A 24625-nucleotide genomic window follows, 5' to 3' on the forward strand; every position below is an offset into this window, starting at 1 on the left:
GCGCGATGTATAAATATTTATAACAAACTGACGAACCCTACAACTTACTTGCGATCTAAGATTTACGAAACAGGCATAATTAGTAGGGTGCGTGAGAGCCGAGACTCTAAATAATCACCCTATAACACCGTCTGACGCACCCTACAACTGCATGGTATAATTAATTTGGAAATCCGACCATGACTGATAAGATAAATGGTATACTTATAACAGTATCAAAAGGTGAAGCAGATGTCCGCTAGCATCACGATTAACCCTTACGAAATTCAGCAAATCTCGCAAGCGCATACAATCAGTTCATCAAAGTTGCGATCGCTCGCCCAAAAAGCAGAAGGTTTAGCAACAGCAGTAGAGAAAAAGTGGGATGACCTTTCTGCTCAGGAGCGTGAGTTGCTTAAAGCTTTAATTTACACCTCAATTATCAATAAAGACGGTACTGAGGGTTTCGTGGCTTCTTTGCGAACAAGGATATCCTTAGCCTGGATACTAATCAGGGGGGAAACAGATGCTCTTGCTGACTACTTGAATGCCTTAATACGTCTGAAAAATGCTGTACTGGGAGCAATAGAAAAAGAACACCCAAATTACGAACAAACAATGGCTGAAGTTGTGCAGGAAACTTTGGCTAAATCAGGAGATCGCCCTGCATTAACACCTGATGAATTTTGTGAGTGGCTGAGCAGTGTTTCGGATTAACCCATCTGATAAATTTAAGCGTACCTACAAAGAGCTTCTGAAGCGGTATTATAAAGGTGAAAAAGCTAAAAAATCTTTTCAGGAATGTGTTGCACAACTTGTCACCAATTTGAGCAACGATCCTTTTCTTCCTAATTCTTTTGCTGAAGGATGGCCTGGAAATTTGCGAAAACCGGAGGAACGGGAATTCCGAAAATATTACTTTGATATGCCAGGTTTGCGGGGTGCTTCAGGTGAGGGAAGACTTATGTACTTGGTCGATCGTACTCAAAGTGTAATCGATCTTGCATGGATATATACGCACAGTGAGTTTCCTAAGCGCCCTCCTGACAAGAATTTAAAGCAATTGCTTGTAGAGTTGATGGAGTCAAAGCAAGAGGAGGAAAACTTGTCAGAGTCGAATGATGATGAGGGAGATTCTACATCATCATCAAACGATCGGTAAAGCTATTGAACCGAAGACTAATAATGCTGGGGCGCGCCCTCCATTCCAACCAAACTTAGCTACAATTAAGCGATACTGCGCCACCCAACTCGAACACTTTTCAGTTGTTTATGTCTAACCCTTCCCCCCTCGCCCCAGGTTCTACCCTCGAAAAACGCTACCGCATCATCCGCGAATTAGGCCGCGGCGGCTTCGGGCGCACTTACCTCGCCGAAGATATCAACCGCTACAACGAACAATGCGTGCTCAAAGAGTTTTCCCCGGTGGTTCAAAGCCCCAAAGCAGCCGAATTGTTCGATCGCGAAGCGAGTATGCTTTACAACCTCCAACACCCGCAAATCCCCCGCTTTCGAGAACTCCTCCGCACCGATTTGGGCGGCAATCTATCTTTATTTTTAGTTCAAGACTACATCCCCGGTCAAACCTACGAAGAAATACTGATATCGCGTCAGCAGCAAGGTAAAAATTTTACCGAAGCCGAAGTTACTCAACTCCTATTTCAGCTTTTACCAGTTTTAGAATACATTCATTCCCGCAATTTAATTCACCGCGATGTTTCCCCCGACAACATCATTCAGCACAGTGTTGACAAACTGCCCTTTTTAATTGACTTCGGTTCTGTCAAGCAAATCGCAGCAACAGCCGTATTTCAGTTTAGGGGACAAGCTGCAACGGCGATCGGCAAACAGGGATATTCGCCCCCAGAACAAATGCGACACGGAAAAGTTTCGGCGGCTAGCGATTTGTACGCTTTAGCTGTCACGGCTTTGGTACTGCTAAGCGGCAAAAAGCCTCAAAAATTCTACGATATCCATAACAGAACTTGGGATTGGCGATCGCACGTCACCGTCAGTCCAAACCTGGGAACCGTGTTAGATAAGATGCTAGCAGAACCACCGGGCGATCGCTACCAATCCGCAAAAGAAGTCCGCGAAGCCCTCAAAGATCCAAAATTATCTCAAATTGGCAACATCATCTCCCAAATGGTGACGATGAACTTTGTCGGGCGCCCCTTCAAAAACATTACTAAAACTGCTACCAACAATCAGACTCCAGTCAACCAAAACCCTCAAATTGTTAAAACTACCAATATTTTAAAATTAATTCCTTGGAAAACTGTTGCTAGTTTAAGCGTGGTTTTATTGCCGGGAGTGTTAGCTTTTGGTGCCGTCAAATCTGGTTTTACCCTACCCAAACTGCCTGAATTACCCAAGTTTCCGGAACTTCCACAATTTCCCACAAATACGTCTTTAGATGCAGAAATAGCTAGGCAAGAAAAAATTGGAAAGCGTCGCAAAAATCTCAACATTGACCCAGATATATTCTATCAAAAAGTAGATGAATTATTTTACAATAAATATCCCGAATTACAAGGTCGTACATTGACAGACAAGCCAGAAGATGCAGAAATTAGGCAGAAATGGTGTGAAGTTGCTGAGGATTTTCTGGATAATTTGGAGAAGGGAGGGCAGTTGTAAAATTTAAGATATAATAAGAGTTATTTAACCACAGAGGGCGCAGAGGGCGCAGAGGGGAGAAAGAAAGAGATACAAGAGAAGGAGAACGGGTGCATCTCATTTTTGCAAATATCTTCGCCCTTTCCAAATTGAAATGCACCCAGGATAACTTTATCTGGTTTAATACAATTTGGTATAGGCAACTTACTTTTAGTTTATTTCACAATGGATTGTATTCAACTTACAGGAATTCGCTGCTACGGCTACACGGGCTATCTACCGGAAGAGCAAGTTTTGGGACAGCGGTTTGAGGTGGATGTCACTCTCTGGCTAGATTTGTCGAAGGCTGGAAAAAGTGATGATATTGAACATACTCTGGATTACCGCAGTGCCATTACTCTGATTCAAGAGTTAGTCAAAAACTCCAAGTTTTTATTGATCGAACGGTTAGCAGATGCGATCGCCCAAGCGCTTTTAAAACTTCCTTTAGTTGAAAAAGTTAAAGTACAGCTTTCAAAACCGGCCGCTCCCATCCCCGACTTCGGCGGCAAAATCACTCTAGAAATAGTTAGAAGTCATTAGTGATTAGTGATTAGTCATATCATGTCCGGTCAATTACCATCACAAAAACAGTTGGTAGTGCGGACTTAAGTCCGCTCCATTGTGCCGACTTAAGTCCTCACGCGCGATCGAATCTAATTGCGGTTGGTAGTGCGGACTTAAGTCCGCTCCATTTTGCCGACTTAAATCCGCACGCGCGATCGAATCTAATTGCAGTTGGCAGTGCGGACACGATATCATTGATTATTAGTTATTGGTTATTAGTATAGCCTTTCTCAAAAAGATGAGGTATGACTGACAGCTTATATAACCAGTTCAACGTATAGGGCCCAAGCCCAACAACATCCGCGAATCTTTCTGATATCCGCTATATATCTTCTCAAATAATCAATAATCCGACTATTTTCAGCATTCATCGCCCTTTAATTGGAGTATTTATTTTGGCATCGATTCCAGTGTAATTGTGCTACAGTATCTTGTGGATTATGCTGCAAGCATTTTTCAAAACATCGGGAAGCAGCTTCCCATTCTTCTGTTGTGTAAAATACTAACCCTTGCTCAAACTCGGTTTTAGTAGCGAGTTTGTACTCTTGAATTTCCGGCGGATCCGCATCGAAGACTTCAAAGACGGATACCACTTTAGATTTGCCTTTAACTTGTACAAGATCGACTAAACGAATGCAATATTGATTAGCATCTTTTAACCCTAAAAATGTGCAATCGCTAATCAACAACGGCACGCCATACAGCTTAGTTAAAGTTTCTAGTCGGGAGGCTATATTGACAGCATCGCCGATTGTTGTCCCGTCCATACGAAATTTTCCGCCTACAGTTCCAAGCATTAACATTCCTGTATTGATGCCGATACCAATTTTAATGTGAGGGCGATCGCGTGCTTGTCGGGTTAGATTGTATTCGGCAAGTTTTTTGAGCATAGAAATTCCCGCCTTGACGGCAGAATCCGCATGATAAACACTACCAAATAATGCCATAAGCGCATCGCCAATATATTTGTCAATTAACCCATTATTCTCAATAACAGCGGGTTCCATTATAGAAAAATAGCTATTAATAAATTTAAAAATATCTTCTAAAGGCATGGTTTCTGAAATACTTGTAAACGATCGAATATCAGAAAACATAACTGACATCTCTTTTTTCACAGAATCACCAAGTTCAATATCGACAAGATTTTTTTTATTCAACAATTTAAGAAACTCATCCGGTACGAAGCGAGAACAAGCTGTGTTTAAAGCAATTAAATTTTGGTTTATTTTAATTAATTCTATATTTTGTTTAACTATATTTTTTGCTTGTATATAACTTTTTGTAGCTTCTGTTATCGTCAAAAATAAATCTTCAGCTTGCCAGGGCTTAGCTATATATCGATAGAGTTTTGCCGTATTAATGGCATTGGTGACTCCCTCGATACTCGCTTGCCCCGTCAGCATGATTGTAATTGTTGAAGGAGACTTATTGTGAATTTCTTTTAAGACTTCATCTCCTTTCATTATGGGCATCATGTAGTCGGCAATTACGACAGCAATTTCATGACCATCTTCTAATAAATCATCGACAATTTGCAGCGCTTCATACCCGTCATATGCTGTTTCTATTTCATATTGATTTTCTAGGGTTTCTGATAGTTCTTTTCTGAGGCTATCAAGAATCATTTGTTCATCATCGACACACAGAATGACTGGTTTTTTCATATTGCTCTAAAGTGGGATTAATTTATAATTTTTCAATTCCCGACTTGATGGAGTTAATCAGTTCTTGCTTTGTCCAAGGTTTGGGGATAAAATGATGAAGGTCTGCTTCTTTTTGGGCTCGTTCGATCGCTGCATCATCTGCCTGTCCAGTTAATAAAATTTTCACCGTTCCTGGAAACCTTTTCTGCACTTGAACGAGCAATTCATCGCCTTTCATTCCCGGCATTAACCAATCAGAAACAATAATTACGACTTGAGTTCCTTCTTCATAAAGTTCGTCTAAAACTTCTAGTGCTTCCTCTGCATTTTCGGCAGTTTCATATACATATTGGTCATCAAATTCTTCTTGAATTTGTCGCAGTACGCTGTTTAAAATAACAACTTCATCATCAACACACAAAATTGCAAGCTTAGGCATAATTATTTCTCCTGAAATTACAAACAATTTAACATCAAACTACTCTAGATACCTGCTGGTAATGTCACAATAAAAGTAGTTTTACCAGGCAGCGATATAAAATGAATTGTCCCTCCATGTTTTTCAATAATTTTTTTCACGATGTCCAGCCCTAAACCGCTGCCCTCCCCTGGAGGTTTAGTGGTAAAAAATGGCTGAAAGATTTTATCTTGAATCTCATCTGGTATACCACTGCCGCTATCAGTAATACTGACTTCGACGTTACCATTCGAGCGAGCGGCATCAACTCTGAGTATTCCCCGATAATTCATCGCTTGCAAAGCATTGTGAATTAAGTTTGTCCACACTTGATTGAGTTCATCAAAATAGCATTCGATCTGGGGCAAATATTCATAATTTTTGATTAACTCTACTCCATGTTTGATTTGATTTTGATAAAGTGTCAGAACTGCTTCTAATCCTTCGATAATATTGACTTTAATTTTTTGCTCGTTGAGATTTTGTCTGGCATAGGTTTTGAGTGCAAATACAACTTTTGCAGCCCTTTCAGAGGCAGTATTGATATCTCGAGTGCTTTCTTGCAATCGCACAAAAGAGCGGACTGTTTTGAGAAATATTTCGCTGCTGGGCTCTTGAAATAAATTGAACAGAGGCTCTATGTTTTCGTAAATTTTAAGATCGAGAAGCAGATTGGCAAGAGTATCGGCATTACCGAGATTTTGGGTTTCTAGTTGGGCGACGATTGCTTTTCTGAGTTGTCGTCTTTCCCTTCCAGAAATCAATGCAGGATTTACCATCGAGCGCGCTAATAATTCCTTAAATTGTAATTCTTTTTCGGGTGTCAACTGTCGAAACCATGTTGGTAATGCAGCCAAATTTTCCGAGAAGTAATCGCCAATATATTTAACAGAGGATTGAATCGCACCCAAAGGCGTATTGATTTCGTGGGCAACTCCCGCAATCAGTTGACCTAATGCTGCCATTTTTTCAGAATGAATCAATTCCTGCTGAGCTGATTCTAGCTGTTTTAAAGTATTGGCAAGTTCTTCGTTTTTTTGCTGTAGCTGTTGCGTTCTTTCGGAAACTTGAGATTCTAAATTACGATTGTAATTCTCTCTGAGTTTTTCGGCTTGTTTCCTTTCTGTAATATCGGAAAAAGTGGCAATCGCATAACAAATTTTTCCAGTTTCATCGCGAATTGGTGTCGAAGAAATCTCTAAAGGAATTATCCGTTTTTCTTGATGAATTTCTAGATCGTCAGTTCGCACTATTTCTCCTGACAAAGAACGCGCGATCGGCAAGTCTGGCGATCGGCACAAATCTTGGTACTCGCTTTGATACAAAGCATAAATATGGGGTAAATTTTCGATATTCGAGATTGTCCCTTCTGCGATTGCAAACAATTCCTTATATTTTTGATTGGCGTAGGTTAGTTGTCCCAGAGCGTTATGAACCGATACACCAATTGGCATAGCTTCTAAAAAATGTCTCAATCGCTGTTCATTTTCTATTAATCGTTTATTCTGTTCGGCTAGCTTTCTTTCCTGCACGTAACTTTTGATTGCTTCTTTTACTGTCAATTTTAAATCGACTTTGTGCCAAGGCTTGGAAATATATCGATAGAGTTTTGCGGAGTTAATCGCATTCACGATTCCTTCAACTGTTGCCTCGCCTGTCAACATAATTTTTAGAGTTTGTGGGAGTTTTTCGTGAACGTATCGCAGGACTTCATCTCCTTTGATATCTGGCATGATATAGTCAGATATCACCAGCGCAATTTCACTACCATCTTTGATTAACTCATCCACCAATTCTAATGCTTCCACACCTCCGAGTGCTGTTTCGATTTCGCATTCATTCTCTAAAGATTCTGATATTTCTCGGATGAGGCTATCCAGAACAAATTGCTCGTCATCAATACAAATCACAATAGGTTTACTCATTTTTTTTTTAACGCTCTATTGGTAGGATAACTGTAAATGTGGTTTGACCTGGACGAGATTGAAAAGTAATCTGTCCCCGATGTTTTTCAACGATTTTGCGAACGATATCCAGTCCCAATCCACTTCCTTCGCCTGGGGGTTTAGTGGTAAAGAAAGGTTGGAATATTTTTGAGTGGATTTCTGGGGGAATCCCCGTGCCACTGTCGGCAATGCTAATTTGGATATTTTCGTCATTGTGAATTGCGTTAACGGTGAGAGATCCTTTGTTATTCATCGCTTGTAGGGCGTTATGAATCAAATTCGTCCACACTTGGTTAAGTTCGTCAAAATAACACTGAATGGGTGGGATATGTTCGTAGTTTTTAGTTAATTCTATACCCTGTCTGATCTGACTTTGATAGAGGGTCAAAACTGCATCTATGCCGTCGAGGATGTTGGCTTCGATTGTTTCACCGCTAGAGTCGTGTCGGGCGTAGGTTTTGAGGGCAAACACGGCTTTGGCGGCACGATCGCTGGCGATGTTAATATCTCGGGTGCTAGCCTGCAAGCGTACAAAGGCCCGTACAGTTTTGAGGAATTGGTCGCTGTCGCTTTGTCGTAGAAGTGAGAATAAAGGTTCGAGGCGATCGTGAACTCCTAAGTCGAGGAGGATATTGGCTAATCCTTCTGATTTCTCAATGTTTTGGGCTGCGAGTTGGCTAGTAATTGTTTTTCTGAGTTGTCGGCGTTCGCGACCGGATACGATCGTGGTGTTGGCAATGGATCGTTGCAACAATTCCAAAAATTGTGTTTCTCGTTCTGGGGTAAGTTCGCGAAATAATGTGGGAAATTGGCTGAGGTTTTCGTTGAGAAAGTCGGTAATATAACTCACAGAAGAGCGAATTGCTCCTAACGGCGTGTTAATTTCGTGAGCAACTCCTGCTACGAGTTGACCTAATGCTGCCATTTTTTCCGATTGCACTAATTCATCTTGAGTCAGTTGGAGTTCGGTTAAGGTTTGGGATAGTTTGGCTGTGCGTTCGGCAACTTGTTCCTCTAATGTTCGATTGTAATCTTCGCGCAATTTTTCAGCTTGTTTGCGTTCGGTGATATCCTGGAAAGCTGCGATCGCATAACTTAGGTTTCCATCGGCATCGTAAATCGGCGTTCCTGCACTTTCAATGGGAATAATTTTGTCGGGATGATGAATTTCCATGTCCTCAGCGCGGACGCTTTTTCCTTGCAACGCATTTAACAGCGGATCTGATTCTTGAGGATAAATGCGATCGCTACCAGCTTGGTAAATTTTGTATTGAATCTGAATTTGTTCGGCAACGGATGCTACCACACCTTGACCGAGAAGATGCTGTCCAGTTTGATTGGTGTAGTACGGATTTCCGTGACTGTCGGTGACAAAAACACCAATGGGCATGGCATCGAGGAATTGCGATAGGCGGCCTTCGCTTTCAGATAATGCTGAATTTAAGGCTTTCATCTCGGCATTCTTCTGTTTGAGTGTTTCTTCATTTTGGCGCAATGCGGCGGTGGCGCGATCGATCGCCAATTGCAACCGTGCCGGTTCGCTAGCTAAAATGAAGACAGCGATGCTTCCCACAAGTGCGATCGCCATACCTCCTCCCCTCAACCAAATAGTAACTGGTGAATGGTCATCCCATCCAGTTTTAGGAACGGCTGCTAACTGCCAAGAACCGTTCGGTAACGTGACGGAAAGAAAAACGGGTTTTTCCTGAAAAATTGCCCCATTCCCGAAAAAAACCTCACCTTTTTCCCCCAATCCATCTTTGCCACGCAGTACATATTTTAAGTTAGAGGATTCTTGTAACAATCCGGCTTCTTCATAGATAGTTTCGGGATTGACCAAAATACTCGCGAGTCCCCAATATTCAGATTTTCCCTCTATTGATTTGACAAAAATAGGCGATCGGTTAATAAATGCAATACCGCCTTGTACGAGTTTAACCGGGCCGGCAACAACCGATTTTTTGGAGGCAATAGTTCGATCGACAGCTTCTTTTTGGGTCGGCGTTGCTGCTAAGTTCAACCCAAAAGCTTTTTCGTTGCCTTCAACGGGATAAATATGACTGATCGCCGATTTTTTGGCTAGGTTCATACTCCGAATCCCTCGATACCTCTCCAACAGAGGAGAACCAATAGCTGTAAATTCATCTTGGGTGAGTTCGGGACGGGTTGAAGCATGAATGACTAAAGCTTCTACGAGAAGCAGTCTGGTGTTAATTGCCGCTTCCAAACGGGCTCGCACGGTACTCAGTTGATTGAGAGTATCTGCCTGTTGTTGTTCCTGAAATCGTTGAGTTTCGGAGCGATCGAGAATCATGGTAGCCACCAGAATTGATAAGGCTGCGCTCGCAGCAGTTACAAAGGCTTTACCAGTATGTTTTTGAATTTTTCTCATACTAGATTGTCCGATAGGACTCAATATAAGTTAAAAAATGGTACGATAGCCCCAATGAATTCGGTAGGTTACAATCGGGAATTGCTAATTTTTAAGATACCCGAACCTAAGTAACACAAAAACTCCTTACAAGTAGCAAAGTTTCCAAAATTCAGCTCGCTAGTGCACCGTTTCCCGATCGCGATATTTAAAATAAGCTACAATTATGAGCAATAGTCCGGACAGTTTTTAGTTGTAGTCTGAAACCCTTGATTTTCCGTCGGCAACTCGATTACCGACTTCCCTTGAAACTTTGATGCTCTTCTTGGCGATCGAATACTGTCCGAAGCAGTGCATCTGGTTTTTCAAGAGGGCGAAGTATGACCGCATATAAGTTATTAGTTATCATCTCATATTGATTTCGGTGATGCTTCGCCCCTACAAACATATTTGCCTTGCGCCAGATGCACCCGTCCGAAGTATTGGTTAGAAAAATTATCTGTATTGCTGTATTCTACAGCGACTTTATTGAGAATTAGCAGCGATTAGGATTTTGACCAACTGCTGTGGGAGCTTTGGTTTGAAGTTGTTTGAAGTGGTATTACACGATACTTTTCAGACATTTTATAGTTTTGCGACATCTGAAAAAAATTCAAGCTTATCTCTATTAGCCGATCGCCCTTGATAGTCTTTTGCTTCTAATTTATTGGGTTGAGGGTTGGGGATATTGCAGATCAAACACCGAAATTCCCCAATTTGGTCAACCCTCCACCTTAATTTTGACAGCTTAATGACTGCCGATTACCATTTCAGCAAATTAAACTCTTCCATGTCTACGGTATTGCGGTTGCGGTAAATCGCCAAGACGATCGCCAAACCAACAGCAGCCTCAGCAGCCGCAACGGTGACTACAAAAACAGTAAATACTTGACCTTTAATCTGTACGGGGTCAAGATAGTTAGAAAAACCCATCAGATTGAGATTGACTGCATTCAGCATCAACTCGATCGACATCAACACGCGCACGGCATTTCGGCTGGTAATTAAACCGTAAATGCCAATGCAGAAAAGTGCAGCAGCTAATAGCAGGAAATACTGGAGTTGCAGTTGCATAATTTTTGGGAATTGCTCTCAGTCTAAATTACTACAAAACAGGCAGATACAGAGGCTGCGAACAGAAACCAGGTTTCTCGCCTGACGAACACATAGGTGGGCAGTGCACACCCTACAATTACTTTGTTTCCGGTGAAGAAACATCACCGGCTGAAACTAATTCGCGGGGGCGTTCCGGCAAACTAAAAGCTGGTGTATCTGATTGCTTCATGGACAATTCATCCGGGAAGAAATCGCGGCGCGCCAAGACAATTGCTCCTACCATTGCCATCAACAAAAATACCGATGCTAACTCGAAAGGTAGCAAATAGTCGGTGAAGAAGTGTTTGGCGATCGTCACGATCGAACTTTCGGCGGGTGCTCCCGTCGTTGTCACAATTGCCCAAGGAGTAGAGACTACCATCGTGCCCAAAAGTGCAAACAAACCAGCACAAACGACTGCGGTTGCGACTTGACGCACCCAAGCGTTAGGAATTGTGCGGAACTCTTCTCGTTTGTTTACCAACATGATGGCAAACAAAATTAAGACGTTAACAGCGCCAACATAAATTAAGATTTGCGCTGCTGCTACAAAGTCAGCATTCAACAATAGGTACAAGCCGGCAATGCTGGTAAATACGCCACACAGCAGAAATGCTGAGTAAACGATGTTGGAAAAAAGCACTACTCCTAATGCTCCTCCAATCATCATTAAGGCGAGTATGCCAAATGAAACAATTTGAACCCCTTCGGCTAGATTCACAATATTTAATCCTTTGTTAATTGGGCAAACAGGGCATTGGGCAAACAGGGCATTGGGCATTGGGGATGTGTTATTTGTTATTTGTTGTTTGTTATTTGTTGTTTGTTATTTATTATTTGAAAAATCACTAACAAGTAACCACTAACAAGTAACCACTAACAAGTAACCACTAACAAGTAACCATGCCCCATACCCGATGCCCCATTCCCATTACTTACTTTCCTGAATTTCCTCTGGGCGGAGGCCTGCACGGCGATCGGTGTAGGAAACTTCATGAGGATCCATCACACCTTTCGGCAAATAAGCGAATTCGCGCAGCGGTGTTACCATCGGGTCATCTGAAACCTTGTAGGGCAAACGTCCGAGGGCCACGTTGTCATAATTCAATTCATGACGTTCGTAGGCGGCTAACTCGTACTCTTCTGTCATCGACAAACAATTAGTCGGGCAATATTCTACGCAGTTACCGCAGAAGATACACACACCGAAATCGATACTGTAGTGCTTGAGTTGTTTCTTCTTAGTTTCTTTGTTAAATTCCCAATCGACTACAGGTAAGTTGATCGGACATACCCGAACGCAGACTTCGCAGGAGATGCACTTGTCAAATTCAAAGTGAATTCTGCCCCGAAAACGCTCGGAAGGAATCAGTTTTTCGTAAGGATACTGCACCGTCACCGGGCGGCGTCTCATGTGATCGAAGGTCACGCCTAGCCCTTGCCCGATAAACTTAGCAGCTTGAACAGTCTCTTTGGCGTATTCGCCTACTTGATTGAGGAATTTTAGCATCGTGTTCTCTCTCTGTACTTGAGTTTTTGGTAATTGCTAACTAATAATAGGTAATTGGTTAACAGGTATTTTTTCTGTTGCCCTTTACCTATTATGAATTAACCGCCAAAAGCAAAGGGAAAGGCAAGTTTCAAAGCTGCGGTCAATAGCAAGTTAACTAGAGCAACCGGAAGCAAAAACTTCCATCCCAAATCTAGCAATTGGTCAATCCGAACTCGTGGCAGAGTCCAACGGAGCAGAACTGCCAAGAACAGGAAAAAGTAGGCTTTCAACAAGGTCATTGTAATGCCCAGCGTGCCAGTAATTACCTGCAACCAAGGAGTTGTTTCGCTCAATCCCAGGGCATTTGTGATAACTCCGACGGGAATCGGGCATTCCCAACCACCGAGGTACAAAACGGCTACTAGCAGGCAAGAAAGGACGAGGTTAACGTAGGAAGCGATGTAGTATAAGGCAAATTTCATGCCTGTATACTCAGTCTGATATCCTGCTACCAATTCTTCTTCTGCTTCGGGTAAGTCAAAGGGTAAACGTTCGCATTCGGCTAGTGCTGCAATCCAGAAAATCAGAAAACCTGCGGGTTGGCGCCAGACGTTCCAGCCGATGATGCCGTAGCCGGCTTGTTGGTGTACGATGTCGATCGTACTTAAGCTGTTGGACATCATCACAACTGCCAATACTGCCAAAGCTAGCGGAATTTCGTAGCTGAGGGATTGAGCAGCGGCTCTGAGTCCGCCGAGGAGGGCGTATTTGTTGTTAGAAGCATAGCCCGACATCAGCAAGCCGATCGGCTGAATGCTAGAGAGAGCAATCCACAGAAATATCGCTGTCCCCATATCGGCGATGAGCATATGCTCTCCGAAGGGTACGATCAAGTAGGACAGAAACACTGGAATCACGACAATTACCGGGCCGAGCGTGAACAGCAGCGCGTCAGCTTTTGCCGGTACAATGTCTTCTTTGAATACCAACTTCATGCCGTCAGCAACGGGTGCTAGGACTCCCAGGGGGCCGAGAAATTCCGGGCCAATCCGCTGTTGAGCGGCGGCGGAGATTTTCCGCTCTAGCCAGACGCTAGTCAGTACCCCGAATACAGCACCGACAACCATCAGCACCATCGGCAGTGGCAGCCAAAGCACGTGGGCGATGTCGGCAGGTAAGCCCAAATTCATTAGGGCTTCTACAAAACTTCCTTGTAAGTCAATTCCTGGGTTCATGTTTCCAGCTTTTGAGCGATCGCCATATAATTTTTCACCCGTCCTTCGTAGGAGTAGGCTTAGAGAGCGGGGACTTTGTAAAGATTTTTAATGCTTTACCGCCTATAAGTATATCGCCCGACTGCCTCGAAGAACGCACGGATGGGTGAAGTTCTAATTATCTGATCCCCTAAGCTGGCTAATGGGTTGGTAACTTATGGTTGAGTGTTAGCTAATTACTGTTGACTGTTTGTAGGGAAAGACCAAAGAAACCGGGTTTTTATGGGTTTCTGCGAGTTGTAACGAAGTTTTTTCGCAAAAACCCGGTTTCTGAGTACCCGCGTGTAATACCATTTTTCTAAAATCGTGCAACACTCTTCGACCCCCCCTAGCCCCCCCGCTGCATTGCGGGGGGGACAAGAATACTGTTGCATTCTTTTTTTAAATTGGTATAAGTTCGATGAACGAGATATAGCAACCGCCACATCGGGCGCGGACAGAAATAAACTCATGAATAAGGCCGACGAACCCTCGAAAAACGGTTTGATTCGCTTGCTATAACTGTCAACTGTCAACTGTCAACTGTCAACTGCTATATAGCCCAAACAAAAAGGGCAGAGAATTAATTCTCTGCCCTTTTTATGCTTTAAGGTAACTTTCAAATGGCTTAAACCATTGATTTTACGCTACCTTTTTTATGGAACTGGGCAGAATCGAACTGCCGTCCAAAGCGGGTATTTACCTTCCGATCGTTCACAGGTTTATCCCCTCTGATCCTCGGGGCGGGAACCATCTTTATCCCAAATGGGGGGATTTTCTAGTGATTTCTTTCCCGGCTAACCGACTAGAAACGTTTAGCTAGGGCATCCGTTGGGGGTTGTTATGCTGCCTTTAACGGAGTTAAGCGGCATACACTCTGAACCAAGCTAGAGAAGTTTTTAGGCTACAGCTACGGCTTTGCGAGCGAAAGGAACGATGTTGTTCGCATTTACTATTTTTTTTGAGCCGATATTAACGAGAGTAGACTCCCTCTCGACCTGCATCACGGAGCAGCTTTCGCCACCCTGTCGAAACCATTACAGCCCCTCGTGTTCTCTAATCATAGCTAATATTTTGTATAACGTCAATCGATTTTGGATTTTAGATTTTAGATTTTGGATTTTAGATTGTGGATTGAGGCTTTTTTTACCAATAGTCGAGGACGCACTACCAACAAAGAAACCGGGTTTTTTACAAAGAATGAGCATTTTGGGCAAATATTTTCGTTAAAAAACCCGGTTTCTCTATACCCGTGGAAGATTTCTAATGCAGAGTTTTGTCCCAGACGCCGATGTAAATTCGATCGCGCTCATTGCGTTCGATCGTCCCTTTCAGCGAACCTTTCTGAAAATTAAACCGATTGGTGCGGCGTTGCTGCACGTCCCGGAACCCTTGCAAAATCTCCTTATCTGCGCCGCCCACCATGCCGTTTAAGGCGGTTCGGACTACCAAATCGTCCACCGACTGGGCAAAAGAGCCCTCTGTTTGCACGAGTTGTTCGGAATTGCGATCGTAAATATAGCCCAGAGTAACCCGGTTCGGCAGCAATTCATAAAGTGCGGTGCGAGTATTCGGCCAATAGCCGCGGGATTGAGAGTCTGTGGGATCTCCCAGTGCACTTACAATCTGACTTTCCGGCGTACCAACGGCAAACCCTGGGATGGTGGGAGTCTTCTGATTGCTGGTTGCCGGTGGTTCGCTGGGTGCGGATCCGGGCGGCAATTGCTTGTCAACCAGTTTTTCCGTAGTCTCTTGTAGGGGCGGTGCCCCCGTGCCCGCCCCCGCTGGTGGAGTTGGCGCGGGAGTTGGAGTTAGAGTTCGAGTTGGCGCGGGAGTTGGAGTTAGAGTTGGCGTGGGAGTGGGAGTTGGAGTTGGCGCTGGAGTTGGAGTTTCAGCAGCAGGCGGCGGAGTTTCTTGGCGAGGGGGAATTGGTGCGGGTGTGGGAGTGGGAATTGGTTCGGGGCTGGAAGTGCGATCGTCTGGATCTGCGGGGGTGGAAGTGCGATCGTCCTTCGCTATTGGTGCCGGTTCCGAAGATTGTCCGTTGAATAAAATCCTCGCAATCCCCACCAAACCACCGAATATAAGTGCGATCGTCACAAACCCCAAAATCAACCAAACCTTGCGGTTGCCGAACCCATTCGCCACCACAGCAGGCGCTGTTTTGAGAGTTGCAGGGGACTGAGGGCCGTGTCCCGGCATCACAGCCAGCGTCGGCCCGGTATCCGGCGAGTGCCCGTGCAGCAGCGACAGCCACTCATCCACCGTAGCAGGGCGATTTTGAGCCTCTACCGTCATCCCTCGCATCACCGCTTGACTCACAGTCACACTTAAGTCAGGGCGCAAGTCGCGGGGTGAAGGCATCGGCTGACTGGTTCGCAAAATGGCAGCCACGGGTACCCTGGCTGTGAGCAAAGTGTAAAGCGTCGCCGCTAGCCCGTAAACATCCGTGGCTGGGGTATATTTTCCTTGGGCGAAATACTGTTCTGGTGGTGCGTAACCGTCGGACACCATATTAGTGTGACTTTGGGTTGCGCCTGCTGTAAACTCGCGGGCAATGCCAAAATCGATCAGCACGACTTCTTGAGTACCTTGGCGCAGCAGGATGTTTTGCGGTTTGATATCTCGGTGCAGCAAACCCTTTTGATGAACTGCTTTCAAAGCAGCCCCAATTTGAGTGATGTAGAGAATTGCGAGATTTTCTGGGAGGGGATTGTTTGTACCGACTACATCGCCCAAATTCTGACCGGCTATGTAGTCCATTACCATGTATGGCTGTCCGTCTTCAATGAAGAAGTCGCTGACGCGGACTATATTCGGATGGACGCAGGAAGCCAACCGCCTTGCTTCGTCTTGAAACTTGCGATCGAACTCAGCAAAGTTGGGATCCCGCCGCAGAGATTCGTTGAGGGTTTTAATAACAACAGGCTGTCCTAAATAGCGGTGAGTTGCCTTGAAGGTAATTCCAAAGCCACCGCGTCCCAATTCTTGTTCGAGGGTGTACTTTCCACCCTGTAAAGTTTTGCCGATGAGCGCATCCATAGGTTCGGGCGATCGCACTTCAAATAATATGGCTGATTATGGCACATATGGTTTGCTCAGTTACCAGTCTAAATGGCGATCGCACTCCTCAATTGACGTTGCCATTCCTTCCCGAATCGATTCCCGCATCCCCGGCACTGAGAGAAGATCCAATGTTTCTTGTACAGATGCGGATTCAGCTTCAGACAATAATACTGTATTGCTAGTGTGTTCAAGGGCGATCGGTTGATGCGACTCACTTACCGAATCGATTGACTGTTGCAATTCCGGTTGAGATTCATTAATAGGTATCATAAGTTTACAAAGAATTATAAAGGTATACCTTTTCGGGTAGGATTTGTAAACCATTTCTTGATTTCACCAATAAATGACCATACATCATCGTTTGATGGCTTTAAATAATCGAGTGATTCGGGATCTTCTCCCATCTTTTCAAAGACAGCGATTAACCAAGATGGCCCATGCCCAGTTGCGCCCAGATTAGGAAGCCAAGATTCTAACTCTCCTTTTCTGACAACAAAAATTCCATACTCAGCAAGTTTATCAAATAGATTATTGACTGCTTCTCGATCTCGATCGCAGAGAATATCTACACCGCCAACACGCTTCATGTCTTTACCTGAAGCATCAAATTTTCTTTTGACATCATTCCGCAAGTTAGCCAAGGATTGATGCTCCAATTCTGGCACAAAACTACTTTCTAAAAAACCACTCCAAACTTGCCCGCCTTCCTTTATAACGTCGATATCAACTATCCCAACTGCTGGTATGCCAAGTTCCCTTAATGGTTTAATTATTGTTTTAACTGTTTGCTTATTTTGAGCATTAATAAATAAACAATTGGCAATACCAAATTCTGGCTGATATCGCAGTAGACGTTCATTAATTTCTTGATAAAAAGCACGATCGGCATCGGACTCTGTAACTACAACAAATTCGTAAAATAATCCGCTAATCACTCCTGTTGAACGTAATAGAGGATTTCTCATCAGTCGCAAAATGTCTTTGTTGGCAAGAACCCTTGCAGTAGGGATTCCTTCACGGTAAGTCAATCTAACAATATTAACTGACGCACCTGACTGTATACAGCCCATGACAAAGTTTGGGCTATGTGTCGATACAAAAATTCGTTTCTCAGATTCGGAGCTAGTAAGAGCAATCTCCTTTCCTAAATTAAATGCCAAAGAAGGGTGCAAAAATGCTTCAGGTTCGTCAATTAAAAGAACAGCAGGATCGCCAGCGATAATTTCTGTGATTATTCCCGTAAAAGCTTTTACACCATCACTGGCTTGTTCAATAAGAGTTGCACTCGAATGAAACTGCACAGCATCAGGATCAAGACTATATTCTTGGTTGGTGTTTGGAGGAAGAGATGATAAACGGAGTCTCAACTGTCCTCCTAAATTAGTTGGATCTATAACAAAGTGCGATCCAAACGCATCATAAATAATCCGTCTGACTTTTTTTCTCTTATCCTCGTCTCGAAATAAAACCATAAAACTATTATTAGAAGTAGGTTGTTGAAGATCACAACCAGGCTGTTGATTGACCAAATTAATCCGGTTTTTGCCATCTAAAATTAAGGTCTTAAATGCAAGGTAGTATAAACAAAAAAGGTAAAGTTGACTATTGGGATCTTGAAATACATTAATAAGTGTATTCTCATCTATTTGATTTTTTATGAGTCCCATGTTAACAACAACAATATTCTCTGGTATAGACTCTTCATTATGGCGAGAATTGAGAGTAATTTCTTTTACTTTTGCTTTTGCTAAATCGAATGTAAGTGAATCAAATTCTATTTCACTTAAAATGAGATCCATTGAGTTGATCTGACCGGTTGTACATCGGTAATGAATTTCAGATAAAATTTTACTTTTTCCAGAGTTGTTGGGGCCTACAAATACAGTTACAGGCGTAGTATCTATTTCTGCGGGGGGTTGGTTTGGTGCTTTGCCAAATTTTAGTTTAATAGTCTTGATCATTATATTTTTATCTGCTTTAGTCGTTTCAAAAAGATTACTAAGTTAAGTTTGACACCGATCGCCATCTTGAGCAACCATCATTGCATTAATGTGGGTAAAGATTCGATCTAATTCCCCAATGGCATTGAGTTCCGCTGCCTCTTCTGCCATTAGTTGGTCTGCTTTCTTCTTTTCTAGCAATAGTTCCATTCGCTGTTGGAGTGGTTCACTAAATTTGAACAACTTCCAGCGATCAACTTTTTCAATACAAATCTCATGGATGAATGAAGATGGTTTGTTAAGAATTGAAACCATATTGCCCCCGAGTTTTAGGTTTTAGATAGTGAGTATATTATAGCTTTTATTCAAGGGGTTGTTGTTATACTTACACTACTACAACTGCCCCAGGAACTTATCGTACTCTGCGTGTGAACCAACCCAAAACCAGATTACAGTGTCTCCCTCCAACTGACCAACTGCTCGATAGTTTTTGCCAATTCGGGCAGAGTAGATTGGTAACTCTGGATGCACCTTTTTGAAACGCAAGCTGGGATGACTTGGGTTTTCCTTGAACTGGCGATACGCCCCACGCGTCTGTTCTTTAACTTGTTCGGGTAAATCAGCAAATAATTTACGGAATTCGATTGTCGTCCGTGACTTCACAATGTTTCTGGATCTAGTTCTTGAGTTGTACCTGCATGATACTCAGCCATTGCTGTCGCTGCAAGTTTAGCAAGAGCATCTGGGGAACGAGAGAATGCTCGATCCCAGCGCAAATCGTCTTCCAGTTCTTCCAAAATCATTGAAGCGAGAGCATCTTGCTCGCTTGCAGGCAATGTTTTCAACTTGGCGATCGCACGTTCAAGTAACTCAGTCATGGCTATCACACTCTTACAATTAAAATGGCATCCTATCTATTATCGCTGTTGACTATATTGTACTGCAATTTCAACGTCACACCTTGTCTGACGATCGATCGCCAAAACCGCAGTACAATACACTAATTCAAAAACGCCTTTCTCTGAACCCTTGCCAGTTGGTACGCGCCGCGACTGTCCAACAACTGATATTGATTTGGCTGCAATCCGAATTCCACAAACTTGTGGGGATATCCCAGCACTAGAATCGTCGGAGAAGTGTGGTTTTTGGAGTCCTCGATGTAGTCTTTCGCGCCCCTGGGAAGTCGGTAGAAAGTCACCTGTTCTTCGGTATAAAAAACTAGACTCGGTTTCCAGAAACCAATCATCATCAACTCTTCTCCCGGCTGTTTTTGTTGGACAACAACCTTCGCTAATTCTCTCAGAGGTAACTGGCGGTTGAGATCGACCAAATTGTAGGCGGGAGTCAAACCAAAGATGATAAATGCGACTAATCCGATGAAGTTAGCTACCAAAATCCAGCGCTGTTGACGTTTCCAGAGTAAAAGCGCGATCGCCCCTGCGGTAATTATCCAAATCGTACCGCCGACATTCAGCAATCCCGACTGCTGAATTGCTTGGGGAAAATTGGGCATCGCCGGATCGTCTCCCAGCCAGTTGTAGCAGTAGAAAGTTGCTCCCGCTAGAATCAATAAAAATACGACGTTAACAATGAATGTAACTAACAGCGATCGCGGCAGAGAATTCGGCTTGTTTTCCGATCGCCCGGGCCTGACTTCTGATGCTTTCCCTGCTACAATATCGTCCCACAGCAGGGTTACCAAAATCGCCGCCGCTGGCAGTAAAGGCAATACATAACTCGGCAATTTTGTCACGGCGATCGTGAAAAAGCCAAAGATGCAGCCGAACCAAAATAGGGCAAATAAACTTAATTGTGCCGATCGCGCTTGACGGCGCCAATAACTGCGCTGCCAAAAACGGGTACGCGCGATCGCCACCGGCAAATAAATTGACCAAGGCGCAAAACCGAGGAGGACTACAAAAAAGTAAAAATACCAAGGCGCCGAGTGCTTGTTGACTACTCCAGTAAAACGCTGGAAATTGTGATAGCCGAAAAAACTCTCAATATAAGTTTCACCGTTATCTAATATCACCAGAATGTACCAAGGCAGGGCGATCGCCAAAATAATCAGGATTCCCGACAGCGGACGCATTTCGCGCCAAAGTTGTCGAAAATTTCCCAAATACAGCGCGAAGCTACCAATAATCATCGCTGGTACGACAATTCCCACAGGCCCCTTAGCCAGAATTGCTAAGGCAATTAGTACGTAACAAGTCACATACCATTTATTGGGAAATCGCCCAGCAGAAATGGTGGAAAGTTCTGCTTTTTCTCTCTTTTCTTCTAGCGTGTAACCGAGAAAAAATGCCAGAAGTGCCGAACACATACAGGCAACTAATAGCATATCCGAAACGCCAGTCCGCCCCCAGGCAATAGTTTGGGGATTTAAAGCTATTAATGCCGCACCAATCCAAGGAGTAGAAAGAAACAGCGGGAGATGACGAGAGGGGGAGAGAGGGAGAGAGGGAGAGGGGGAAAATATTCTCTCAGACTTCTCCCTTGTATCTGTTAAATCCGTTACATCCGCTAGAGAATCCGTTGCCGAACTTCCTTCTTCCTTCGATCGCGATAGAGTGTAGAATCCGAGGCAAGTCAGGCCGATCGCGCACAAAGCCGACGGAAGTCGCACAGCCCACTCGTTAACGCCCAGAGTGCGGTAAGCCACCGCCATCAGCCAGTAAATCAACGGTGGCTTGTCAAACCTGGTTTCGCCGTTGAAATAAGGAGTGATCCAATCTCCTGTCACCGTCATTTGACGGGCGGCTTCAGCAAACAGCGGTTCGGTTTCGTCAACTAAGCCGATGTTGCCTAAATTCCACAAGAAAGCTACCCAGGCGATCGCGCACAGCCACAACACCGATAGCAACAAAGGTACCATCGGCCGATGCCTGTAATATTCTGACAAATTTTTAATAACTTCCTTCACGGAAACTTCCTGCGATTTTAGATTGAAAATTTTAACTCGCATAGAGAGTCTACCGAAAGATTCGCGCGATCGAAACTGGAAATTCGATCGCACCCCCTTCAACTCACATCTTGCACCGTTCTCAACAATAGCCTAGCAACCCGGTTTCTCAACCAAAATATCCGGGCCACCTCAGTAAGATCCACTTAATCAAATGTCACATATCGATCGATCCAGCTTGCTATCTATGCCTTCTTCCTTCTTCCGACTTCGATCGGACTGACATCCGTTACATCCGTTACAGAATCCGTTGCCGAACTTCTTCCTTCAAGGCTGCAAATTTAATTGCCATTCTTCGGCTTTGGGATTCCAAGCGGGCGAGGCTGTCTCCCCGGCGACGTAAGGCCCCCAGTAGCGGCGGGAACCATCCTGAGCAAAAACCACCAGAATGTCTCCCTGTTTGACTTTTAACTTGCCCTCCGGCAGCGATAGCATCAGTCCCTTGCCGCCACCTTCCCCCGGCGCAAAATCCCAGTGGGCCGGTTTTCCGTAGGATTTCTCGGTTTGCCGTTTCGACAGCAAGGCCACTCGCACTGGGTGTTCGCTGCGGTTGCTGACTCGCAAACTGCCGGCAGCTTTGCCATTGACAGGGATTGAGGAATTGCTTTCTTCCTCTGCTTCTGGGGGTAAGTCGGGTTTGGGCTTGCTAGCGGTGTCTGCCGAAGCTGTTGCGACTGTCGAAACCGGAGGTGTTGGAGGGAGTGCGGTGGCTGCTGAGGGCAAATCACTCGATCGATTTGCACCGTTGGAGATGGTGATTTCAAAACGTCCGAGAAACATTCCTGTAATTAGGACGATCGCCATTCCAATTAATATCTGGTAATTTTGAAGTTTCATAAATTTTATGCTTAAAGGATAGACTGCACCCCTGCTATTAGTCCTACCTATGTTGAATGTAGAATCCGGGGCTACTGTGCCACAAGATACAGCTACACTTAATTACTTGACGGTTCGGGCTATAAAGCTCGCGATCGCTCAATACCATTTTAGATGTTAAATTTGAGACTTGACATTGCCGGATACCGATCCGGTAAGGATTTGGGGTTGTTGGCGATCGGCATTTTTTAACCCCGCTCAAAAACAGCTACAAACCCCGATACTCAAGAGTATCTAGCCAAAAACTTGAGACTCCTGGTCAATCTCCCAGCAGATTCAATACGACAGTAAATCTAAAATCTAAAATTCTTCAATCTAAAATCTAAAATCTACTGACTCATCCGCATAACTTTTAACTTTTATGCAGAATACCCGAATTAACAGATTGATTGATGTTCTGGGCGAGCAATTTGCAGGCTGGGCTAGCAATCCTTGGCGGCGGATTTCGCTGCTGGTAATTAGCCTGCTGTTCGGCAATTTTTTGGGAACTGCTCTTTCGACGATCGCCGGACAAGCCGCTAATTGGGATATTATCGTAGCCGGGATGTTGGTGTTGTTGACCGAGTTGGCGAACCGACTGGTTTACAGCAGCAGGCGGCTGGTGGCTGGTGCTTTGTGGGTGGAAATGCTCAATACTCTAAAAATTGGCGTGACTTACAATTTATTTGTAGAAGCTTTCAAACTTGGCTCTTAAATTATTAAATCATATGGTGTCCGCTCGATTAATCGCAGTAAAATTCGTTTGTAGTGCGGACTTCAGTCCGCTCTCACTCTGCGGACTGAAGTCCGCACTACAAACTATTTTTGTTATGGTAATCGACTCGACATAATATCATCCAATCCTAAAATCTAAAATGGTTGGCTCGCCTGTAAATCCTGTTGAAATTTTACACCGCTGGCGATCGGGCGATCGCCCGATCGCTCCCGATTTCGATCGCCTCGCCTGTTGGGAACTTGCCGACGGTGTGCGATCGCGCGCTTTTAACATTACTCCTGACAACGCAGCCCATGTTGTCCGCCACAAAACCGATTTATTCCTGTCTGTACTCGATCGACTGCATACTTTCCCCGTCAAGTCAAGTGTTTTTCTCGAAAGTTTGTGGAATCTGTGGCTGCCGCTGGCGATACAATTATCGACTGAAAAACAAAGTTTAAACCAAACTTTAATTCAAGGAATTTTAGGAGTCCAAGGAACGGGAAAAACTACTTTATGCCAAGTTTTGAGGCTGATACTCGAAAAATTGGGACATTCTACAGTCAGCCTTTCTTTAGACGATCTTTACAAGACTTATGCCGATCGCCAAAATCTCCAACAAGCCGATCCGCGTTTGATTTGGCGCGGCCCCCCCGGCACTCACGATATTGACTTGGGAATCTCCGTTTTAGACAAGTTGCGCGCTTCTGGCACGGGCGAATTAGCAGCATTTGACAGTCAAAAAATAGAAATTCCCCGGTTTGAAAAATCAGCCTGGGGAGGTGCGGGCGATCGCAGTCAATCCGAACTTATTTCCGGTGCGGATATTGTACTGTTTGAAGGTTGGTTTGTCGGTGTAAACCCAGTCGCCGATCGCAGATTGAACGAGTTTTTGGCGGCGGCGCCGTTTCCGATTTCGACAGAGGGCGACTGTCAGTTTGCGCGCGATATGAATGCGAAGCTGCACGACTATTTGCCACTGTGGAACCGATTAGATCGGTTGATGGTTTTGTATCCCCGAGATTACCGCCTTTCTCAAGTGTGGCGCAATCAGGCGGAACGGCAAATGATGGCTGCGGGGAAGTCGGGAATGTCTGAGTCGGAAATTAATCGGTTTGTGGAATATTTCTGGAAAGCGCTGCATCCTGAGTTATATATTCAGTCGATGCTTGAGGGTGATGGCGTGGATTTGGTGGTGGAAATTTTGCCCGATCGCGCGATCGGCAAGATTTGTCGTGCGATCGACTTGATACATTAGCAATATCAATTTTAAACGAATTAGGTACGTAGTTGCGCTTCAGCGCTCTTTCCTGATATTAGGAAAGAGCGCTGAAGCGCAACTACATACCTTAGAGGGTTAAATTTAAGTCTCGATTCTAAATTAACTGCCGGGAGTACCGAGTTCGATCGCCTTTTGCACCAAATCGTCGGTAACATTGCCCGGTGCACCTGTGGGGTAGCGAGCAGCAAGCAAAATAACTCAACATTTGTGGTAAAACCTTTACAAATCTCTTGATGGTATGCTATGTTTATACTATTGGGGTCAAATTTATGTTGAGGCAAAAAGTTGTTCGTGTTACA

The 24625-nt window shown here is 44.2% G+C and carries 23 protein-coding genes and 1 other RNA gene; 6 read left to right on the forward strand and 18 right to left on the reverse strand.

Annotation, left to right across the window (positions count from 1 at the left end; genetic code table 11):
* The first annotated feature begins 231 nt into the window (after nucleotides 1-231).
* The 4 genes from QZ918_RS06615 (at nucleotide 232) to folB (ending at nucleotide 3180) form a co-directional block, all read left to right on the forward strand.
* The gene (locus tag QZ918_RS06615) at nucleotides 232-696 is read left to right on the forward strand and encodes a hypothetical protein (protein ID WP_293332628.1); all 465 of its coding nucleotides are present in this window, start codon (nucleotides 232-234) and stop codon (nucleotides 694-696) included.
* Nucleotides 683-1141 (forward strand): hypothetical protein, encoded by a 459-nt coding sequence (locus QZ918_RS06620; RefSeq protein ID WP_293332631.1) that lies wholly within the window; start codon nucleotides 683-685, stop codon nucleotides 1139-1141. Before QZ918_RS06615 ends, QZ918_RS06620 begins: the two co-directional genes overlap by 14 nt.
* A 110-nt stretch (nucleotides 1142-1251) precedes the next feature.
* On the forward strand, nucleotides 1252-2619 hold the full coding sequence (locus QZ918_RS06625; protein WP_293149606.1) for a serine/threonine-protein kinase: 1368 nt from the start codon (nucleotides 1252-1254) through the stop codon (nucleotides 2617-2619).
* Nucleotides 2620-2823: 204 nt separating this feature from the next.
* Complete coding sequence (gene folB, locus QZ918_RS06630) at nucleotides 2824-3180, forward strand: dihydroneopterin aldolase (RefSeq protein WP_293149608.1); 357 nt, start codon at nucleotides 2824-2826, stop codon at nucleotides 3178-3180.
* Nucleotides 3181-3219: 39 nt separating this feature from the next.
* Here the strand turns inward: folB and QZ918_RS06635 are convergent, their stop codons facing one another.
* From QZ918_RS06635 to QZ918_RS06715, 18 genes are all read right to left on the reverse strand, one after another.
* Nucleotides 3220-3399 (reverse strand): hypothetical protein, encoded by a 180-nt coding sequence (locus QZ918_RS06635; RefSeq protein ID WP_293332634.1) that lies wholly within the window; start codon nucleotides 3397-3399, stop codon nucleotides 3220-3222.
* A gap of 182 nt (nucleotides 3400-3581) precedes the next feature.
* On the reverse strand, nucleotides 3582-4871 hold the full coding sequence (locus QZ918_RS06640; protein WP_293332637.1) for an adenylate/guanylate cyclase domain-containing protein: 1290 nt from the start codon (nucleotides 4869-4871) through the stop codon (nucleotides 3582-3584).
* Between the two features lie 22 nt (nucleotides 4872-4893).
* Nucleotides 4894-5289 (reverse strand): response regulator, encoded by a 396-nt coding sequence (locus QZ918_RS06645; RefSeq protein ID WP_293149611.1) that lies wholly within the window; start codon nucleotides 5287-5289, stop codon nucleotides 4894-4896.
* Between the two features lie 44 nt (nucleotides 5290-5333).
* Nucleotides 5334-7232, reverse strand: a complete 1899-nt coding sequence (locus QZ918_RS06650; protein WP_293332641.1) for an ATP-binding protein — start codon at nucleotides 7230-7232, stop codon at nucleotides 5334-5336.
* Between the two features lie 7 nt (nucleotides 7233-7239).
* Nucleotides 7240-9645 (reverse strand): ATP-binding protein, encoded by a 2406-nt coding sequence (locus QZ918_RS06655; RefSeq protein WP_293332644.1) that lies wholly within the window; start codon nucleotides 9643-9645, stop codon nucleotides 7240-7242.
* Between the two features lie 780 nt (nucleotides 9646-10425).
* Nucleotides 10426-10731, reverse strand: a complete 306-nt coding sequence (gene nuoK, locus QZ918_RS06660) for an NADH-quinone oxidoreductase subunit NuoK (RefSeq protein WP_228042566.1) — start codon at nucleotides 10729-10731, stop codon at nucleotides 10426-10428.
* Between the two features lie 124 nt (nucleotides 10732-10855).
* Nucleotides 10856-11479 (reverse strand): NADH-quinone oxidoreductase subunit J, encoded by a 624-nt coding sequence (locus tag QZ918_RS06665; RefSeq protein WP_293149672.1) that lies wholly within the window; start codon nucleotides 11477-11479, stop codon nucleotides 10856-10858.
* Nucleotides 11480-11689: 210 nt separating this feature from the next.
* Entirely contained in the window at nucleotides 11690-12268 is a 579-nt protein-coding gene (ndhI, locus tag QZ918_RS06670) for an NAD(P)H-quinone oxidoreductase subunit I (RefSeq protein WP_293332647.1), read from the reverse strand.
* Nucleotides 12269-12366: 98 nt separating this feature from the next.
* The gene (nuoH, locus tag QZ918_RS06675) at nucleotides 12367-13485 is read right to left on the reverse strand and encodes an NADH-quinone oxidoreductase subunit NuoH (RefSeq protein ID WP_293149619.1); all 1119 of its coding nucleotides are present in this window, start codon (nucleotides 13483-13485) and stop codon (nucleotides 12367-12369) included.
* 674 nt (nucleotides 13486-14159) lie between these two features.
* Nucleotides 14160-14550: a transfer-messenger RNA gene (gene ssrA, locus QZ918_RS06680) on the reverse strand.
* A 216-nt stretch (nucleotides 14551-14766) separates the two neighbouring features.
* Nucleotides 14767-16545, reverse strand: a complete 1779-nt coding sequence (locus QZ918_RS06685) for a serine/threonine protein kinase (protein WP_293332650.1) — start codon at nucleotides 16543-16545, stop codon at nucleotides 14767-14769.
* Between the two features lie 60 nt (nucleotides 16546-16605).
* On the reverse strand, nucleotides 16606-16839 hold the full coding sequence (locus QZ918_RS06690; RefSeq protein ID WP_293332653.1) for a type II toxin-antitoxin system Phd/YefM family antitoxin: 234 nt from the start codon (nucleotides 16837-16839) through the stop codon (nucleotides 16606-16608).
* A 14-nt stretch (nucleotides 16840-16853) separates the two neighbouring features.
* Nucleotides 16854-18530, reverse strand: a complete 1677-nt coding sequence (locus QZ918_RS06695; protein WP_293332656.1) for an ATP-dependent nuclease — start codon at nucleotides 18528-18530, stop codon at nucleotides 16854-16856.
* 42 nt (nucleotides 18531-18572) lie between these two features.
* On the reverse strand, nucleotides 18573-18719 hold the full coding sequence (locus tag QZ918_RS06700) for a hypothetical protein (protein ID WP_293332659.1): 147 nt from the start codon (nucleotides 18717-18719) through the stop codon (nucleotides 18573-18575).
* Nucleotides 18720-18902: 183 nt separating this feature from the next.
* Nucleotides 18903-19172 (reverse strand): type II toxin-antitoxin system RelE family toxin, encoded by a 270-nt coding sequence (locus QZ918_RS33240; protein ID WP_527250390.1) that lies wholly within the window; start codon nucleotides 19170-19172, stop codon nucleotides 18903-18905.
* Nucleotides 19169-19387 (reverse strand): hypothetical protein, encoded by a 219-nt coding sequence (locus tag QZ918_RS06705; protein WP_293332662.1) that lies wholly within the window; start codon nucleotides 19385-19387, stop codon nucleotides 19169-19171. Before QZ918_RS06705 ends, QZ918_RS33240 begins: the two co-directional genes overlap by 4 nt.
* A 122-nt stretch (nucleotides 19388-19509) precedes the next feature.
* Nucleotides 19510-21477 carry an ArnT family glycosyltransferase gene (locus QZ918_RS06710; RefSeq protein WP_293332665.1) on the reverse strand — a complete coding sequence of 656 codons (1968 nt, stop codon included), beginning with the start codon at nucleotides 21475-21477 and terminating at the stop codon, nucleotides 19510-19512.
* Nucleotides 21478-21741: 264 nt separating this feature from the next.
* Nucleotides 21742-22311, reverse strand: a complete 570-nt coding sequence (locus QZ918_RS06715; protein WP_293332668.1) for a hypothetical protein — start codon at nucleotides 22309-22311, stop codon at nucleotides 21742-21744.
* A 400-nt stretch (nucleotides 22312-22711) separates the two neighbouring features.
* Here QZ918_RS06715 and QZ918_RS06720 point away from each other — a divergent pair, with 400 nt between their 5' ends.
* On the forward strand, nucleotides 22712-23044 hold the full coding sequence (locus QZ918_RS06720) for a DUF565 domain-containing protein (protein ID WP_293332671.1): 333 nt from the start codon (nucleotides 22712-22714) through the stop codon (nucleotides 23042-23044).
* Nucleotides 23045-23204: 160 nt separating this feature from the next.
* Complete coding sequence (locus QZ918_RS06725) at nucleotides 23205-24302, forward strand: glycerate kinase (protein ID WP_293332674.1); 1098 nt, start codon at nucleotides 23205-23207, stop codon at nucleotides 24300-24302.
* Nucleotides 24303-24625: the final 323 nt, after the last annotated feature.

Source organism: Microcoleus sp. CAWBG58 (assembly GCF_020883045.1).
Taxonomy (GTDB): Bacteria; Cyanobacteriota; Cyanobacteriia; order Cyanobacteriales; family Microcoleaceae; genus Microcoleus.